This is a genomic window from Natrinema versiforme JCM 10478, from assembly GCF_000337195.1.
In the GTDB taxonomy this organism is placed as follows: Archaea; Halobacteriota; Halobacteria; order Halobacteriales; family Natrialbaceae; genus Natrinema; species Natrinema versiforme.
The window spans coordinates 14,389-30,741 of the sequence record NZ_AOID01000061.1 but is presented as its reverse complement, the minus strand read 5'-3'; the positions used below and the strand labels follow the sequence as shown (position 1 = coordinate 30,741).

The following is a 16,353-nucleotide window of genomic DNA, read 5'->3' as shown; positions in this document are numbered from 1 at the left end:
CAGCCCGCTCAGAGATGTGTATAAGAGACAGCATATCGCGGGCGCGCTCACCTTCGGGGTCGGCGTCGTCTTCCTGGTCGTCGGCCGATCGGAGCTGTTCAACGAGAACTTCTTCGATCCGGCCGCGAAGGCGGTCGACCAGGACGGGTCGTGGCTACTCGGGCCGCTCCTTCGGCTGTGGATCGTCACCCTCGTCGTCAACCTTATCGGTGGTTTTCTCTTCGCATTCGTTTTCGCGGTCGATGGCGTCCTGCCATCCGCCTCGGCACACGCACTGGCGCGGACCGCCGAAGAGATCGTCCATCGGCCGATGAGAGGGATGTTCGCGAGCGCCATCATCGGTGGTGCCCTCGTGAGCTTACTATCGTACCTCCTACAGGGCGTCAACAGCGTTCGGAGCCGCATCACGATGGCCTATATCGTCGGATTCCTGTTGGCCCTCGGGCCGTTCGATCACGTAATCGTCACTGCGATCCACGTCTTTTTCGGTCTTCTCTTCGACGCTCAGATCGGGTACGGAGCGCTGGCCGAAACGATTGTCGTCGCGACCGCAGGGAACTTCGTCGGTGGAATCGGCCTCGTTACGTTCACTCACGTCGCCCAGGTCGTTGGTGCGGAAGACTGACCGCAACGAGGCGCAGTCTCCCGGCCACATCCGGCCCAGAGCACTTGAGAGCCCACCCCGTCCGATTCCGTTATGACCAGTGGGGACGCGGGTTCGACCGACGGGACGACCGAGGACACGCGTCGCCTCGTTCTCAATCCGACGAGCGGGGATGGGGATCACGTCGAACGAGTCCGTGAACTCGCCGCTGTGCATGGGTTTCGAATCGTCGAGACCGAACGTGCTGGACACGCGGTCGACATCGCGACGCAGGCCGCGGTCGACGATGTTGACCTGCTCGCAATTTGCGGTGGTGATGGAACCGTTCACGAAGCCGTCCAGGGGATCGTCGCGGCCGATGCACTCGAGGACGTGACGCTCTCTATCATCCCGGCTGGAACGGCGAACATCGCCGCGTCGGCGCTGGGGATCGACCGGCTACGAGACGGGTTCGTGGCCGCGGACCGTGGTGAGACGAAGCGACTCGATGTGGGAATGGCAAACGGTGAACCGTTCGTGCTGTCGGCTATCGCGGGGCTTCCCGCAGCGGCGAGTACGGCTGCCTCGGGGGAACTCAAAGAACGGATCGGGACGCTCGCGTTCGTCATCGAAGGCCTGCAAACCGCTCGAGAGTTCGACGGACTCGAGGTAGCGGTCGGTGCCGTTGCAGGTGACGGGGAGTACGTCTGGCAGGGAGAGGCACTCTGTCTGGGGATCGGCACCCTTCGGCGCTTCACTGGCGAAAACGAACCGTCGAATGCCCGGAACGGTCGTCTCGAGGTGACGATCGTCGACCGAGTGCCGCCGACGGACGCGATCGCCGAGGCCGTCGAACGACGGTTCCTCAATCGGGAGACGCCCCACGTCACGACGATCGAAGCGTCCGAACTCGAGGTCATCGCCCTGAAAGACGAGCCGGTGCGGTTCAGTCTCGACGGGGAACGCCGGGAGTACGAGTCGGTCGAGATTGGCGTTCGCCCGCAGGCGCTCCGCGTTTGCGTGGGGGAGGAATACGGTTCGCGAATATGAGTCGGGTCCGCGCTCGAGCGGATGTCGACCGGGGCCGTTCCCTGCCGGTGTGATGGTAAAGCCCGCAACTGTCGAAACCGAAATCCGAGGTGAACGCCAGACGCCGGTTCGCAGCGAGATAGCCCCACAATAGCAGGCCAGTCATCCAAGAGCGTTCACCGCGACAGTATTCATGATCAGGCCCTGATTCGACGCCATAGCAGGGTTGACTATCGACAACAATAGCCACTTTTCGATGCCAGTCACACATGGTGAATACATCGAATGACAGATCTTACGGGATAACGCGGCGCGACCTGCTCGTTGGCCTCGGCGGTGTGAGCACGGGCGTGCTCGCGGGGTGTTCGACGACGCTCGGATCGGGATCGGAAACGACGTTCCGTCTCGGGACGCTTCGACCACCGATCACCCTCGATCCGATCGACGCACACTCGATCGGCTCCGAACAGGTGATCGGTCGGATTTTCGATGCGCTTTACGAGTACGGCGAGGCGTCCGACACGATTCCCAAAATAGCGGCCAGCGAGCCACAGTTCGAGAACGACAGCCGAACGGCCGTCATCGAACTCGACGAACGGGCGCAGTTCCAAAACGGCCGTGACGTGGTCGCCGACGACGTGGTCTACTCGTTCACCGCACCGCTCGAGGAGGATGCACCGACGGCGTGGCGATTGAGTCCGATCGAATCGGTCGACGCCGTCGACGAATACACCGTCCGATTCACGCTGGAAGAACCGTATCCCGGACTCGAGCATGCGTTCACGCACCCGATCGTGCCCCGCCAGGAACGGGAAGACGATCGGGAGGCATTTGCCACAGCCCCGATCGGAACAGGCCCGTTTGAGGTGGCATCGTTCAGCAAGGAAAAGAAAGCCACCCTCCGTCGCTGGGACGAGTATTGGGGTGAGTCGACCCCCGCGATCGATCGGGTCACCGTGGCGTTCGTCGAGTTCCCGATGACCCAACTGACGAGCCTTCGGACGAACCGCAACGACGCGATCGAGCCGGTCTCCCCGATGATCGTCGATCACGTCGACGACGTGTCGAACGCGTCGGTACAGCGACGGCAGGGATACACGTCGTTCTACTTCGGGTTCAATCTGAACGAGGGGCCGACGACCGACCGGCGGGTACGGGAGGCGATCAGCTACTGTCTCGATCTCGAGACGGCAGTGTCCGACTTCATCGAACCGATGGGCCAGCGCCAGTATAGTCCGTTGCCACCGCAGGTCGCCCGCGACTGGGACATGCCGACCGACGAATGGGCCGACCTCGCGAACGAGCGAAACCCCGAGCGGGCCCGGCAACTGTTCCGTGAAGCCGACGAAGCGAGCGGCCAACTGCGAATTCTAACGACGACGGATCCGAAACACAAGGAGCTCGGCGAGGCGCTGGCCGGTGGCCTCCGGAACGCCAGTCACGGCGCGCTCGTCGTCTCCAAACCCGAATCGACGTTCCTCGAGACATACGTCTCCGGCTCCGAGCGCGACTACTCGGTGTTCGTCGGCGAGATAACGGGGACGCCGGATCCGGACTCGCACCTCTATCCGACGTTTCACGAGAACGTAGCGGGAGTGACGAACGGGACGTTTTACCGCGAGGACGCGGTCATGGAACGGCTCATGGCAGCTCGTGAGACCGAGAACCGCGAGCGGCGACGCCAACTCTACGAGGCAGCGATTACGCGACTGCTCGAGGACCAGGTTTGTCTGCCGATCTGCTCGTTTGAGAACAGTTTCGCCGTGGATGAAGGCGTCCGGAACTTCCGCGTTCACCCGATCGCAGGAGTCAATCCGCGGCTCGCAGCAGGTGACGATGTCGTAACGATGCGGACGGACTCATGAGCGAGGACGGAGATAGCGAGAACGAAAACGGTGAATTCGGCGTCGGGACGGCCGTCGCGCTTGGCGTCGGCGGCGTCGTCGGCGGCGGCATCTACGCAGCGATCGGTATCGTCGTGGCTGCGGCGGGGATCTTGACGTGGTTCGCCTACGCGTTGGCCACCGTTGTCGTCCTCTGCTGTGCGTACTCGTACGTCAAACTGAACGATGCGACCGACAGCAGCGGTGGCTCGGTCTCGTACATCGAGGAGTTGACGGGGAGATCAACGGTTGCAGGCGTCGTCGGGTGGACGCTCGTCGTCGGCTATATCGGGACGATGGCAATGTACGCCTACGCGTTCGGCATGTACGGGCAGATGCTGATCGGGTTCGAATACGTTTGGGGGCTGCCGATACGGCAGTTTCTTTCGGTCGGCGTGCTCGCTATCTTCATCGGGTTGAACCTCCTCGGAGCGGGATCGTCCGCGGCAGTCGAACGGTATCTCGTGTTCGTACAGGCGGGGATCATCGCCGCCTTCGGCCTGATTGGTCTCTGGTACGGCGCTGCGAACTACCAATTGCGGCTCGGATTCTCGGAGTTCGGAATCAACCCGATCCTCGCGGCCTCGGTCGGATTCGTGTCGTTCGAGGGATGGCAGCTACTGTTCTACGATCAAGACCAGTTCGACGATCCGGACGAGACGCTCGCGAAGGGCGTGTTTATCTCGATCCCGATCGCGGCGGCCATTTACATCCTCGTCGGGTTCGTGATCACGACGCTGTTGCCCGAAGAAGTAGTCGCCGCCCAGCCCGAACCGGCGCTGCTCTACGGCGCACTGCTCATCTCGAAGTGGCTCGCACTCGCCGTCGGGCTCGCCGGTCTCATCTCGACGGCGAGCGCAATCAACTCGACGCTGTTCAGCGAGGCTCTCTTCGCGAAGAACCTGATCAGCGATGACATCCTCCCTCACGAGATGGGCGACCCGGACGCGGACGCCGCGCCGGAACGAACCGTGATCGTCATCGGGATCCTGACGGCCGCCTTCACCGTCCTCGGCAGCCTCGAGGCCGTCGTGGAGTTCGCCTCGTTGGCCTTTATCGTCGTCTTCGGCGCGATGAGTGCGCTCGCACTGACGGTGCGCGATTCAGCTGCCGTCGACGTCAATCCGATCCCGCCGCTGGTCGGCGTCGTCGGCTCGGCCGCCTTCTTCGTCATGCTGACGTGGTATCTCTACTCGCAGCTTCCCGCCGTCTTCTGGCTGGTCGTCGTCATTGCTGTCGCGGTCTTTGCGGTCGAAGCGATGTATTTCAAGCGGGAGACGCTCTCCGAGGGGGTGCAAGCCGTAGAAAAACGCATCTGAGATACCGCCGCACGAACGAAAGAAGTCGATTCTGAACGTCGTTGCCGCTCTTCGATTCAACTCAGGAGTCGAAGAACTGGTCGGGCTTGAGCCGTGACAACCGCATCGAATTACCGGTCACGCCGAGGCTCATCCCCATGTCGCCGACTACGACCGCGAGAGCGACGCTCACTAGCCCCAGCGGGACGCCGAGCGCGAGCAGGGCCTTCACGCCGAGGCTTGCCCAGATGTTCTGCCGGATCACGCTGTTGGCCGTATGCGATAGGTCGTACAGGTAGGGGAGTCTCCCGATATCGTCGCCCATCAGTGCGATGTCCGCAGTCTCGAGCGCGGTGTCGGTGCCGGCAGCGCCCATCGCGATGCCGACCTCCGCGGTGGCGAGTGCGGGTGCGTCGTTGATACCGTCGCCGACCATAGCCACCTCACCGTACTCGGCCTGCAACTCCTCGATCGCGTCGACCTTGTCGTCGGGGAGGAGTTCGGCGCGGTACTCGTCGACGCCGACCTGCTCGGCGATGGCCCGCGCGGTACCCTTGTTATCGCCGGTCAGCATCACCACGCGCTCGACGCCCAGTTCGTGCAGGCGTTCGACGGTCCGCTTCGAGGCCGGGCGCACCTCGTCGGCGATTGCGACAGCGCCCAGTAACTCCGACTCCGTCCCGACGATGACGATCGTCTTGCCCTCCCGCTCCAGCGCGGTGAGTGCATCCTCGGCGAATGCTCCGTCGTCAGCCTCAACCGCGTCTGCTGCCGGAACACCGCCATCGGTCGCCGAGCGGGCCCGAGAGAGGTCGAAGCCCAACTCCTCGAAGAGCGCGGGCTTGCCCGCGTAGTATGTCTCGCCGTCAATCTCGCCGCGGATACCCTTGCCCGTCAGGCTCTCGAACGCCGTCGGGTCGGGGAGGTCGCCCACGCCTGCCTCGTCGGCACGAGCGAGGATCGCGTCGGCGATGGGGTGTTCGCTGCGCCGCTCGATGCCAGCGGCGTGGCGGAGCAGCGTTGCTTCGTCGGCGTCGCCGACTGGGACGACGTCTGTGACGGCGAGTTCGCCCTTCGTGAGCGTGCCCGTCTTGTCGACTGCGACGGCGTCGACCTCGCCCATCGCCTCGAGGTAGTTACCGCCCTTGATGAGGACGCCGTTCTTCGCGGCGCTGGTGATGCCCGAGACCACTGAGACGGGCGTCGAGATGACGAACGCACACGGGCAGGCGATCACCAACAGGGTGAGCCCGCGGATGAACCACGTCTGCCAGTCACCGGCGAAGCTGATCCCGTACCCGGCCACATTCACCGACACCGGGTCGGCGATGACCAGCGGCGGAACGATGGCGGTCAGAATCGCCAGTACGACCACGACCGGCGTGTAGTACCCCGAGAACCGGTCGACGAACTGCTCGGTCTCGGTCTTCTTTGCCTGTGCTCCCTGTACCATCTCGATGATCCGCGACAGGGTCGAGTCGCCCGCCGTCGAGGTGACTTCTACCTCGAGGTAGCCCCCCTCGTTGATCGCGCCGGCATACACCTTGTCGCCGGCAGTTTTGTCGACGGGGACACTCTCGCCGGTGATCGGCGACTGATCGACCGCACTCTCGCCCTTGACGACTGTCCCGTCCAGCGGGATCTTGTCACCGGGCCGGACGACCACGGTCTCGCCCATTTCCACCGCATCGGCGGGCACAGTCACCTCCGTCCCGTCACGCACGACGGTGGCCTCGTCGGGCGACAGCTCCATCAATTCGCGCAGCGAGTCCCGCGCCCGATCCATCGCGTAGTCCTCCAGCAACTCGGCGATGCTGAACAAGACGGCCAGCGTGGCGGCCTCGACGAAGTAGCCGATGCCCGTGGCGGCGATGATCGCCGTCCCCATCAGCAGGTCGATGTCCAGACTCCGGTTCTTCGCGGAGTAGTAGCCGCTGCGGACGACGGGGACGCCGCTTGCGGCGACGGCGGCGAGGAACAGCACGTCCGCGACGTGAAGCGGATAGTCGAGGACGCTCGCTACCGCGACGTTCTGGGCAGTGAGGAGGAACTCGAAGAGGAGGCCGAACGTGACGAACGCCGCGCCGAGCCAGGTCTTCTTCGCTCGAGAACTCGTCCATACTTCCGACGGCGGTGCGACGTCGACACCGTTGGCCGACTGGGATCGCTCATCATCGCCGTTGGCATCCGAACCGCCGACGACCTCGTAGCCGGCGGCTTCAATCGCCTCGACTACATCGGCTTCGCTGGTGTGGTCGGGGTCGTACGTGACGTTAGCCGTACCAGTGGTCGGCTGGAGTGTGGCGTCGATAACTCCATCGACACGCTGGAGGCTCTTGTCGACCTTTTGAGCGCAGGAGGGACAATCCATCTCGGGGACGGCGAGGCGGGCAGTCAGTTCCTGCTTCTGACCGCCTCCACCCGTATTTCCCGTTGTATCCGATTCTGTAGTCATCACTTCGAGAGAGGGGCGTTAGTTCGATAAGCCTTCATTGGAATATTCCAATCGCTTGCGGAGTCAGATGTGGGCCGGTGGCTCCTGTGTCAACTGGTTGCTAGTGACGTGGTGTTTCGCCAGTTGTTCTTCCGCCCGGCGAAGCCGATAGGTGAGCGTCGATCGCGGGACGTCCAGATGGGCGGCCAGTTCACCCACGTCCACTTCGCGCGGTGATTCGTAATAGCCGTGTTCAACGGCGGCACGAAGAGCGGCTTCCTGTTCCGCCGAAAGGCCGTCTGCTTCGTTCACGTCGCCGTTCGTCGCCGTCGTGTCCGCCGTTCGGAGCATCTCCATTCGGGCGCAGTCGCCAATCGCTTCTCCGAGTGAGTCGAAGAAGGACGCCACATCGCCTTCTCCGGAATGGATGATCCGCCACGTGTAATGACGACTCTCGTGGCGCGTCTCGAACAGCACGCCGTTGCCAAGGTGATCGCGGGCGATGTGGGGGACGGATGCACAGTCCGGCGTGCGCTCCCAGTCGGAGTAGAGGACGAGCGTGTCGTCGGTGTGATCGAGGACCTGAGTCGTCTGGGTCGCGCCGCAGTCCTCGGTGGCAAGACAGTCCGCATAGTAGTCCGTGGTGAGGAAGGCGTCCTCGATGTCCTCGAGTGCGTCGGCTGACCCGGTAACGTGGTCGACACGCCACAACCGTTCGGCAGTGGCGTGCAGCGAGAGTGAGCGAATCCGGGCGTCGGGATGGGCAGCGAGCGTGTCCGCTACCCTGTTGCACCCGGGTTCGTATTCGAGGGCGAAGACGAGTTCACGCATAGTTCCGTGTAGGAGTTCCGGGGACATAACACATCGCCCAAGAGGTGCATAGAGCGGCAGTCTTTCACACTCAAACACCGGGAACTTTTCTGTCTAATTAACTGTTGATTTTCCAGTTACTGACGAGTATAGTCGGTTTCACTGGCTGGTAGCAACGGTTGGGAGTCCCTGTTGTCGGCCACAGAGCTATCCGGGTGGAGAATCAAAAGTAGTGGATGGCAGACGACAAACAAGGCCGAGACAAGCAAGCACACGACGCTGAAAGACGCCAGCAAGAACGTGAGATGGCCACAGAACTGGAGCGTGGGGACGAAACAGAGCCACCGGTGGAAGCGGAACAGCTCACCGGTCTCGAGGCGGACCTCGAAGAGCTGACGTTCCCGGCGACGGGGACTGCAGTCGTCGCGTCGATCGGCGATCGCGAGATCGAATCGGTCGAGGGGAGCTACAGTCTCGAGGAGCTAGTCCCGGAGACAGACGAGGAGACGTTCGACTCGCCAGCTGCCGTCCGGGTGCAGGTACAGCGACCGACAGTTGCCGCGGCCATGAAACAGGTCGTGGAAGCCAGTACGACGCTTCAGAATACGGACTTCAGTTGGACACAGCGCAGGGCGTACGAGAAGACCTTCACGGAACTCAAAGCGATCGACCCCGATGACGACGATGACGGGATCCAAGCCATCAGCGACTGGATCGTCGAGCGAATTCGCGACGAGGAAACGCTTCCGACATCCCGGGCGGTACGCCGAGAAGCGGCGAACGTCTGTCGGACGAACGGCTATCAGGTCAGCAACGACGAGTGGCTCGGGATATAGACTGGCGATCTCGAGCTCTCGTTGCACTGACTGCTATCACGCTCTACGCGTGACCGATACGCGCGCTCTATCCAGCAACGAAATGCTCTCCTGCGAGAGGCGTCACGGTCTGTCTCGGTTGGCATCGCTATGGGCTTTATTGTGTTCCCAGTGGAACCGCTGGTATGGCGCTCGATATAGCGGTCCCGGACCCACCAGACCTCTCGAACCGAGGAATGCCCCGCGAGTTTGAATGGCAAGAAGAGACGCTCGGGTCGGAGGACTTCTACCGCGAGGACATCGAAGACCTGCTCGAGGAGGGTGCGTGGAAGGAGGGATTCAACGAGTGGGCGGAGTACACGAATCTCGATGAAGCGGACGTTCGAATCGTTAGTGACCTCGGCCTGTTCCACGCGTTCGACTTTTACTGGGATCCAACCGAAGACCGTCTTCGCTTCGACGCCCCAACGATTCCGGACGACTGGCGGGAGCGAAACGTGGCTGAGTCGCTCGATTCGAGTACGGTTTCAATGATTGACAGTGAGTTAGACGATCTCGGTGATACGGTACATGAGGAATTAGAAGACTACCTCGAACGGAACGACGAAGCATCAGACTACGGGTGGGGTGAGGAAACGTACGGGAAACGCGAGGAGTAAATCACTTGTAGAGACGTCCGATTACGCGTTCTCTATCGGGCTGACTTCAACCGTTCCCGCACTACATGCGGTCACAGAAAATCCCTCATATGAAAACGAGAGACGGACGTTTCTCCGGTCGTCAGTAGCTGTCTCCGACAGCAGATCATCGAGTGCCGCCGTATCAATTACGGAATGAAGAGGAGACAGTTCGGTGGGATCACTGTTGGCAGCAACCGCTACCACGGCAAGTATTGCGAGGCTCGGCTGATCGCGACTGCTGTCGTACTCCGCCCGAAAGACGTTCGCATCTACATCGAACGCCACGTCGTTCATCGAGTATACAGCTTCGACGGCACCAAAGACACCGATTTCTTTGTGGGAAGAATACACTGTCCGAATAGAGGGGCTCCACTGGGATGACGGTGGGTTTTGCTGGTGCAATATCTTTTTAAATGGAGTCTATACGAGTTACTCTTGAGTCGTTATCAGAGTACTTGCTACGAGCCGTTGAAGACCGCGCTGCAGACGTGATGAAACCGCCTGTCGGCTGCTGTCGAGTTCGTCGGCGATATCGTCTTGAGTGGCTTTCCGCGGCGAGTCGAAGTACCCGCGAGAGTAGGCAAGTACCAACGCTGATCGTTGTCTCTCAGTCAAATCGAATTCCTGATCTGATTTGAGTGGCGAGAGTGCGTGGAGCTGGGTAAGTTCAATACGGATACCGTTCTCCCGACAGTACGATTGGAACTCAGAGAGACGCTCTTGATCGCGACTCCTGATTTCAAATGTTCAGTTCTTTTGTTCTCCCAGTCCGGAAAGGAGTGTGACTTCGGTGTTGGCGATGGCGGTTAGAATGCTTTCGTGATAAAGATACGAGCGCATACCCCCGTCTTTAGGCGGGGGTCAAGCGGACAATAACCGACACTCCCGCCAACGACGCCACGGCGGGGTTTCCCACCGTTCTATCGGTAGTATTAACACTCCGACAGATCATAGTGTGCAACACGGATGAAGACCACACGGCACGCGACCTACAACCTCAACTATCACATAGTGTGGTTGCCGAAGTACCGCAACTCGGTACTCGTCAACGAGGTCGCCAGCCGTGTCCGGTCCATCCTCCACGAAATAGCCGACGACAAAGGCGTCGAAATCCTTGACCTCACCGTACAGCCGGACCACGTTCACCTGTTCGTCAGTAGTCCACCCAAAAACGAACCGGCGCTACTCGTCAACTGGTTCAAGGGTATCTGCTCGCGCAAGTACAACCACCGATACGCCGACCACGACGGCGAGAAAATCGGATGGGCGCGAGGGTACTACGCGGGGACCGCCGGGCACGTTTCGAGTGCGACTGTCGAGAACTACATCCAGCAACACAAGGAGGGCAATTCGTGACCGAACTCACGAAAACGCTCGAACTCAAACTTGTGGATCCAAACTCTCACAAGCGGAAGAAACTCCGAGAGACGCGAGAAGCGTACCAGAACGCTCTCCAAGACGCCTTCGACGCCCGATGTACCACGCAGACTGAAGCGAACGACGTGGTGGTCAACTACGACCTGAGCGGGTACGCGAAGAACGCGCTCAAAAAGTACGTCCCGCAGTTGACGACGACGTACAACGCGGGCGACCTTCATGACGATCACCCTGTCCGCTTCACCAACGAGGGGTTACGGCTCGACCACAAGCCCGAGAACGCTATCGAGTGGTACGTCAAAATCCCGCATCACGAGGATTACCTCCTCTGGCTACCGGCCCAACCGAATCCCGAACAGCGGGACTGGTTAGAAGCGTTGAACGCGGGAGACGCCATGATAGGCGAGAGTCGGCTGTTCGAGCGGGACGGGACGTGATATCTCCACGTCACGCCACCCGCGACGTGGAGGAACGCTCCGAGGTGTCCGCCGAAGAACGGACGCCTATCGGAGTGGACATTGGGGAAGCGTCACTCGTCACGGTGTGTCACCGCGACGACTACGGTTCTCCGACCGCGCCCGAACTATGGGTCGACGAGGGCAAGACCGTTCGTCGGCTCCGCAAGACCTACTTCACCGCCAAGCGCCGACTCCAGACGCGCGGAAGCGAGCGTATCGCAGAGTCGTTCGGTGACGATCTGTGGAACCAGATAGACGACGTATTCCACCGCGTCACCTGCGAAGTCGTGGAGTACGCCGAGTCTGTCGAGAACCCCGCTCTTGTTCTGGAAGACCTGACGTACATACGGGAGTCGATGGACTACGGCGACTTCATGAACCGGCGTCTCCACGGATGGGGGTTCGCCAAACTCCACGCGCAGATACGCTACAAAGCCGTTGAGAAGGGCATCCCCGTCGAGACGGTGAACCCGCACAACACCTCAAAGGAGTGCCACGCCTGCGGGAAAGTTGGATACCGCCCGCGACAGGCGACGTTCAAGTGTACGAACGGCGCTTGCTGGATGGGCGAGTACCAAGCGGACGTGAACGGCGCGATAAATATCGCAGACCGCTACCTCAGCGGAGAGAGCCATTCAAGAGAACACACGGATGACGATGACTCGGCTGAGGATGGGGGGCGTTTGACCGCCCCGCAAGACAGCCAAGCCGATGCTACCCAGCAAGAGACGCTTGGAACGTATGCGTCTTGAAACCAGAGGACCACGCCCGGCCTGAAATCCCGTGGTGGGATTCCCGCGTCTTTAGGCGCGGGAGGAGGTCAATGAGGTTCCACTTGATGCGGACGAGCATCTCCGCTTCTAATTCGTCGATTTTTGAACTCGTCAGCCGCTTTATCACCACTCAAATCAGTTATGAGTCTCCCTATATTTTCCGAGTGAATCCAGAAATACGGTATGATAGCATCGTCTGTTGGGACAACGCGATCTAATTCGATGGTTGTGTCTGGCAACTGTTCAAAAATTGATTTAACGGGAACTCGGGCTGCGGGATAGTAAATGATGCTTCAGTTGCCATAGCCCCGATTAGTAGGACTTCCTTTTGTGCTTCCCACTGCTACTGCTTGTGCTGTACGTCCACTCTCTGTGGTCTGAATCCCCATCCTATGGTGGATTGGTCGGTACTCTAGTAACTGCCCGGCACGAATCCTCGATCGAGAAGCCACTGACTTCAGGCGGAGTCGGTGGATCTGTACCCATGGTTTACCCTCGAGGAACGTATGGGCGCGCCTCTCCCGTCAGGCGCGAAACCACAATTCAGATCAGGCACTCAGTGGGAGAGTGATAGATCTGAATAGGGATCGCAGTCCCAACTCATTCGAAAGAGCATCCTGCGACTGCTTGGGGGCTCCCAGAGCCTGATCGGCACCTACTGAGGGGTATTCTTAAGCAAGTCGATAGCAAAGAGTGAGAGTACGAAGTCAAGATGACTGATTTCTCTGATCCACGGCCACCGCTTCCGGAGTGGATTTTGGATGCGTACGATGTCCTTTGTACTCATAGTTTCAACTCGGCTGAGCACGAAAATGTCCAGTCGATCCCTCGAGAGGAGGCGATTGAGGTTCTCTGCAATCCTGATGAATCGGCCCTCGAACCCGAAGACGCGACTCATGCAGTTTCCCGGTTGATCGAACGAGGCTATTTCTACGAGGTCGGCGGCGAACTCCGTGTGACGATGCCGGAAGAGTAACTCCTGACTGCGCTTCGAAATCGCATTAGTCACGTCGATCCAAAGATGTAGTATCGGTGATCACATCGCATCGATAGCTGAGTATTCCTCCGAGGTCTGGCGATGCTACTCGACAGCCACACGGCGATACGATATGGTCTAACGGACCGCGTGAGTGTACCAGAATCACCGCTTCCCGCACCGTGGACACGACGGTAGCGGCCTGTCTTCCGCTTCTCCCGACTGCGTCTGTTCGCTCATCGCCACCTCGAGCGGTGACTGTCGTAATCGACGGCTCTTGGAGTGCGATACGGCTCTCGAGCCTCGCGGCTGGAAGCCACGCTTCGGGTGTTACAGCACCCGGGGCATTTCAACGCATGCCCCCGCGACGAGGTAGAGCGCAGCTTCCATCTTCATTGTATTCACATAGTCACTTCTAGCATTGGGATCACTCATTGAGAGAAATAGCTCGTCACCCATCTTGCTCAGTGGCTACGATAGTATTCTGATTCCCATCGTTGACGTACTGACCGATTTCAGCGTCCAGTACGAGCAGACGATTCTGAGCTGGCTAAACAAGCGTGACAATTGCTACTGCCCGTCTCATCAACTACGATATTCGGCCTGCTAGGGCTGTCGACGAGCTCGAGATCGGTACGTCAAGGGAGTCGCTAACTCGGTCAGAGAATCTAAGCTCAGCTATTGGACACCAGTTATTATGAGAGATCATGTCACGAGAGATAATGCTACGTATAGCAATATCGATAGCGACAGTTTGGGCATCTAACCGTCTGCAAAATCAAGATTGTTCGTCGCTGTGAGCGACGGTGTGTCTCGGTATTACTGCCGGACGACGTTCGACGCGCGAGGTCCCTTTGGTGAGGACTCGATGTCGAACTCAACCTCAGTACCTTCCGTCAGGTCCTCTCCACCGACATCCTCCATGTGGAAGAAGACATCTTCGTCGTCGTCGAGGTCGCCGTCGTCAGTCGAAATGAAACCGTAGCCGCCAGTATCGTTGAAGAAATCAACCGTTCCGTTTGCCATTACAAACAAATAGTGACTCCAGTGACTGATAACACTTCCGAGCGTCACGGTACCATGGCTTCTGTTCTACTACAGACCTACAACGGTTGGTCGCGTGTACAGTTCGTTCGGAGTTCGGCAGTCAGTTCGGTTTCGGAGGTAGATATTTATCGGCCGGTCGAGAGGGAGAACATGCATCGCTATGAAACCGTGCCAAAACTGCCAGTCGGCCATCGACGAGTATCTCCTCGATAAACAACTCGAACCGCTGCGCGAACTCACGGCTGACGACTTCAGCGTCTGTGTGGACTGCGCGACCATCGTCGCGGATGCGTGCGTGAAGTGTGGCGGCGCGGTGTACGTTCCCCGAAGTGAATCCGTCACCCCTGACTACTGTCCGGCGTGCCGGTCCGATCTCATAGACCGCACCGGCCATGACCCTGGCTGGACCCGTGGCCCCATCTCCACCTGAACGGCAGTGGCTCTCGAATAATATTTTCGTCAGAGTGGCCGTTCGATAGACACGCCAACCTTTTGCGCTGCGCTTCCTCGCGTTCGCTCGGTCGCTCGGCAAAACGTTGATGAAAAGCACAGCGTCACCCCCTCAGCCGCGCCGCTGGCGCGGCTTCGAGGGTTCCTTGGCCCGCTCGCTCACCCTTCGGGTTCGCTCGCGGCTGCTAGCGGTAACGTCTCCGCCTGCACTTACCGCTTGTCGGGTAGTCACAGCATAGGTATGCACACCGTTCTCTGCCACCCTCGTACATTCCACTCAGACCGGCTTTCCAACTAATGTGCCGGCCTACACGGTGTTTTTCGCGCCTGATGGGTGAGGCACTTTCACCTGTGCCTCGAGAGAACCCATGAAAATCGTGCCGCCTCACTTTTCACGCTTAACTAAACACGGCCGATCAATCGCGCCGGACATCTCGTAGAAAATTCCGGTGTACTGGAGAACAGCGAGCGTTACGAGGATCGTTGCAACAAATGTCAGGTACTCTCTGTACGCGGGGGAGGGCAGCCGCATAGAGATGCCAAATTCTGCATCAATTATAAATCACATGGAGTGCGATTGAGATGCAACGTTTGACCTCATCGCCGTCAGTTCCACAGTCGTTCTAGGAAGTCCCGGAAAATCCGTATGTCCTGTACGAAGTGATATCCGACGTAGACGAGGTACGCGACGACCAGCACCGCGAGTGGCACGTAGAACTCGAACCAGAGGGTGACAGCAACAGCAAGGAGACCCACAGTAACGAGTCCTTTCCGCAGGATCTGCTGGCGGAGCCAGCGTCGATGCCCATCGAACCCGGCGTCAGAGAGTAGTAGTGGTGTGTCACTAGTGCCGCGAAGGATTGGCTCGCCTTGCTCGATGTGTACCTCGCCGCTGACACTCACCGGTGTTCCTTCGAGTAACGGTCGTGCTTCCAATAAGTAGCGGTCCGGATCAACGTCGTCGTTGTGTCGCTGGACGTAGCCAACGAACTCCCGGAACGAGCGGTGTTCTATTCGGTCACAGAGGTACGTGTACCACCGATCCCAGAGGTACGTCGAGAACCGCTCCGTGTTCGTGATGCCGCCAAGCGTCAACTCGGTGAGTGCCTCACTGTCGGTTTTCTCACGGAGCCACGACGGGTCAATGCGAACAGTCTGACCGTCGGCGTTGATTCCGAAGTGACCCCACTCGATACCGGAGGCGAACGTGTGCCAGTGTTGGCGTTCCCACCCCCATTCATCGATTGTGAGGTCGCTGTTCGTGTTGTCCGGAAGCCGAGCACGCCAGAGATACGCGCCAACCGCTTCGTCCGCGTTTTCAACAGCAGCGTCACCGCTCTCGACTGGCTGTTCAACCTCAAGTTCACCCGTAAGAGCGACCGTTTCTCCGTCAACAATCTCTGACGGCCCGTCCGCGTTATTCGAAGGGAGAGACCGGAAAATCAGGTATGCTGTGAGTGCTCGATACCCGTAAACTAGCACGATTGCTCCGAGAATGGCAATCGCTATGAGGACAATCGTCGGAGGCATACATCGGAGGGGACAGTAATTTCCAGCACGGTCTATGTGACCGTATTGTCTCAAGGATTGTTATTTTTGTGAGATTAGTCGCTGCCGGGTAGACTTTTCGTAGAAATCCTCCACCACGGAATCTTGAACGGAGAACACAGTACTACGTCCGGATTACACGGTGAGAGAATGATTCGTTCAAATGGTTCGGCATGGGCCGATACCAGCAGG

14 protein-coding genes and 2 pseudogenes are annotated in these 16,353 nt (G+C 59.5%); 10 read left to right on the top strand and 6 right to left on the bottom strand.

Annotated elements, in window-relative coordinates:
* The 4 genes from C489_RS18680 to C489_RS18665 form a co-directional block, all read left to right on the top strand.
* Nucleotides 1-625, top strand: a 625-nt coding sequence (locus C489_RS18680; protein ID WP_049891087.1) for a formate/nitrite transporter family protein, incomplete at its 5' end; no start/stop codon positions are given.
* Nucleotides 626-697: 72 nt separating this feature from the next.
* The gene (locus tag C489_RS18675; protein ID WP_006432925.1) at nt 698-1,633 is read left to right on the top strand and encodes a diacylglycerol/lipid kinase family protein; all 936 of its coding nucleotides are present in this window, start codon (nt 698-700) and stop codon (nt 1,631-1,633) included.
* 248 nt (nt 1,634-1,881) lie between these two features.
* The gene (locus tag C489_RS18670; RefSeq protein WP_083902849.1) at nt 1,882-3,477 is read left to right on the top strand and encodes an ABC transporter substrate-binding protein; all 1,596 of its coding nucleotides are present in this window, start codon (nt 1,882-1,884) and stop codon (nt 3,475-3,477) included.
* Entirely contained in the window at nt 3,474-4,814 is a 1,341-nt protein-coding gene (locus C489_RS18665; protein ID WP_006432923.1) for an APC family permease, read from the top strand. The genes C489_RS18670 and C489_RS18665 overlap by 4 nt, the downstream gene beginning before the upstream one ends.
* 61 nt (nt 4,815-4,875) lie before the next feature.
* Here C489_RS18665 and C489_RS18660 read toward each other — a convergent pair whose 3' ends face one another.
* Together C489_RS18660 and C489_RS18655 are read right to left on the bottom strand one after the other, a co-directional pair.
* Entirely contained in the window at nt 4,876-7,248 is a 2,373-nt protein-coding gene (locus C489_RS18660; protein ID WP_006432922.1) for a heavy metal translocating P-type ATPase, read from the bottom strand.
* Nucleotides 7,249-7,311: 63 nt separating this feature from the next.
* A complete protein-coding gene (locus C489_RS18655; RefSeq protein ID WP_006432921.1) occupies nt 7,312-8,058 on the bottom strand; it encodes a helix-turn-helix domain-containing protein in 747 nt (248 codons plus the stop codon).
* A gap of 215 nt (nt 8,059-8,273) precedes the next feature.
* Between C489_RS18655 and C489_RS18650 the strand changes: the two genes are divergently transcribed.
* Nucleotides 8,274-8,873, top strand: coding sequence for a DUF5789 family protein (locus C489_RS18650; RefSeq protein WP_049891078.1), 600 nt, complete (start codon nt 8,274-8,276; stop codon nt 8,871-8,873).
* A 215-nt stretch (nt 8,874-9,088) separates the two neighbouring features.
* Nucleotides 9,089-9,511 carry a hypothetical protein gene (locus C489_RS18645; RefSeq protein WP_006432919.1) on the top strand — a complete coding sequence of 141 codons (423 nt, stop codon included), beginning with the start codon at nt 9,089-9,091 and terminating at the stop codon, nt 9,509-9,511.
* 21 nt (nt 9,512-9,532) lie between these two features.
* On the opposite strand, the gene C489_RS18640 is transcribed toward C489_RS18645, so the two are convergent.
* A complete protein-coding gene (locus tag C489_RS18640; protein WP_006432918.1) occupies nt 9,533-9,826 on the bottom strand; it encodes a HalOD1 output domain-containing protein in 294 nt (97 codons plus the stop codon).
* A gap of 135 nt (nt 9,827-9,961) precedes the next feature.
* Nucleotides 9,962-10,360, bottom strand: a pseudogene (locus C489_RS21100) (helix-turn-helix domain-containing protein); the annotation flags it as partial.
* A gap of 138 nt (nt 10,361-10,498) precedes the next feature.
* Between C489_RS21100 and tnpA the strand changes: the two are divergent.
* The 3 genes and pseudogenes from tnpA to C489_RS21095 all read left to right on the top strand — a co-directional run bounded on the left by tnpA (nt 10,499) and on the right by C489_RS21095 (nt 13,116).
* A complete protein-coding gene (gene tnpA / locus C489_RS18635) occupies nt 10,499-10,888 on the top strand; it encodes an IS200/IS605 family transposase (RefSeq protein WP_006432917.1) in 390 nt (129 codons plus the stop codon).
* A pseudogene (locus C489_RS18630) lies at nt 10,885-12,119 on the top strand (RNA-guided endonuclease InsQ/TnpB family protein). The gene tnpA and the pseudogene C489_RS18630 overlap by 4 nt, the downstream one beginning before the upstream one ends.
* A 733-nt stretch (nt 12,120-12,852) precedes the next feature.
* Nucleotides 12,853-13,116, top strand: coding sequence for a hypothetical protein (locus tag C489_RS21095; RefSeq protein ID WP_083902848.1), 264 nt, complete (start codon nt 12,853-12,855; stop codon nt 13,114-13,116).
* A gap of 819 nt (nt 13,117-13,935) precedes the next feature.
* On the opposite strand, the gene C489_RS18620 is transcribed toward C489_RS21095, so the two are convergent.
* Entirely contained in the window at nt 13,936-14,142 is a 207-nt protein-coding gene (locus tag C489_RS18620; protein ID WP_006432916.1) for a cold-shock protein, read from the bottom strand.
* A 181-nt stretch (nt 14,143-14,323) separates the two neighbouring features.
* Between C489_RS18620 and C489_RS23135 the strand changes: the two genes are divergently transcribed.
* Nucleotides 14,324-14,593 carry a DUF7571 family protein gene (locus C489_RS23135; protein ID WP_006432915.1) on the top strand — a complete coding sequence of 90 codons (270 nt, stop codon included), beginning with the start codon at nt 14,324-14,326 and terminating at the stop codon, nt 14,591-14,593.
* Between the two features lie 626 nt (nt 14,594-15,219).
* On the opposite strand, the gene C489_RS18610 is transcribed toward C489_RS23135, so the two are convergent.
* Nucleotides 15,220-16,143 carry a hypothetical protein gene (locus C489_RS18610; RefSeq protein ID WP_006432914.1) on the bottom strand — a complete coding sequence of 308 codons (924 nt, stop codon included), beginning with the start codon at nt 16,141-16,143 and terminating at the stop codon, nt 15,220-15,222.
* Between the last annotated feature and the right edge of the window lie 210 nt (nt 16,144-16,353).

What these genes read in the sequence shown, in the direction of transcription:
- C489_RS18675 (WP_006432925.1), top strand. Translation starts at nt 698, where the DNA reads ATGACCAGTGGGGACGCGGGTTCGACCGACGGGACGACCGAGGACACG.
- C489_RS18670 (WP_083902849.1), top strand. Translation starts at nt 1,882, where the DNA reads ATGGTGAATACATCGAATGACAGATCTTACGGGATAACGCGGCGCGAC.
- C489_RS18665 (WP_006432923.1), top strand. Translation starts at nt 3,474, where the DNA reads ATGAGCGAGGACGGAGATAGCGAGAACGAAAACGGTGAATTCGGCGTC.
- C489_RS18660 (WP_006432922.1), bottom strand. Translation starts at nt 7,248, where the DNA reads ATGACTACAGAATCGGATACAACGGGAAATACGGGTGGAGGCGGTCAG.
- C489_RS18655 (WP_006432921.1), bottom strand. Translation starts at nt 8,058, where the DNA reads ATGCGTGAACTCGTCTTCGCCCTCGAATACGAACCCGGGTGCAACAGG.
- C489_RS18650 (WP_049891078.1), top strand. Translation starts at nt 8,274, where the DNA reads ATGGCAGACGACAAACAAGGCCGAGACAAGCAAGCACACGACGCTGAA.
- C489_RS18645 (WP_006432919.1), top strand. Translation starts at nt 9,089, where the DNA reads ATGCCCCGCGAGTTTGAATGGCAAGAAGAGACGCTCGGGTCGGAGGAC.
- C489_RS18640 (WP_006432918.1), bottom strand. Translation starts at nt 9,826, where the DNA reads ATGAACGACGTGGCGTTCGATGTAGATGCGAACGTCTTTCGGGCGGAG.
- tnpA (WP_006432917.1), top strand. Translation starts at nt 10,499, where the DNA reads ATGAAGACCACACGGCACGCGACCTACAACCTCAACTATCACATAGTG.
- C489_RS21095 (WP_083902848.1), top strand. Translation starts at nt 12,853, where the DNA reads ATGACTGATTTCTCTGATCCACGGCCACCGCTTCCGGAGTGGATTTTG.
- C489_RS18620 (WP_006432916.1), bottom strand. Translation starts at nt 14,142, where the DNA reads ATGGCAAACGGAACGGTTGATTTCTTCAACGATACTGGCGGCTACGGT.
- C489_RS23135 (WP_006432915.1), top strand. Translation starts at nt 14,324, where the DNA reads ATGAAACCGTGCCAAAACTGCCAGTCGGCCATCGACGAGTATCTCCTC.
- C489_RS18610 (WP_006432914.1), bottom strand. Translation starts at nt 16,143, where the DNA reads ATGCCTCCGACGATTGTCCTCATAGCGATTGCCATTCTCGGAGCAATC.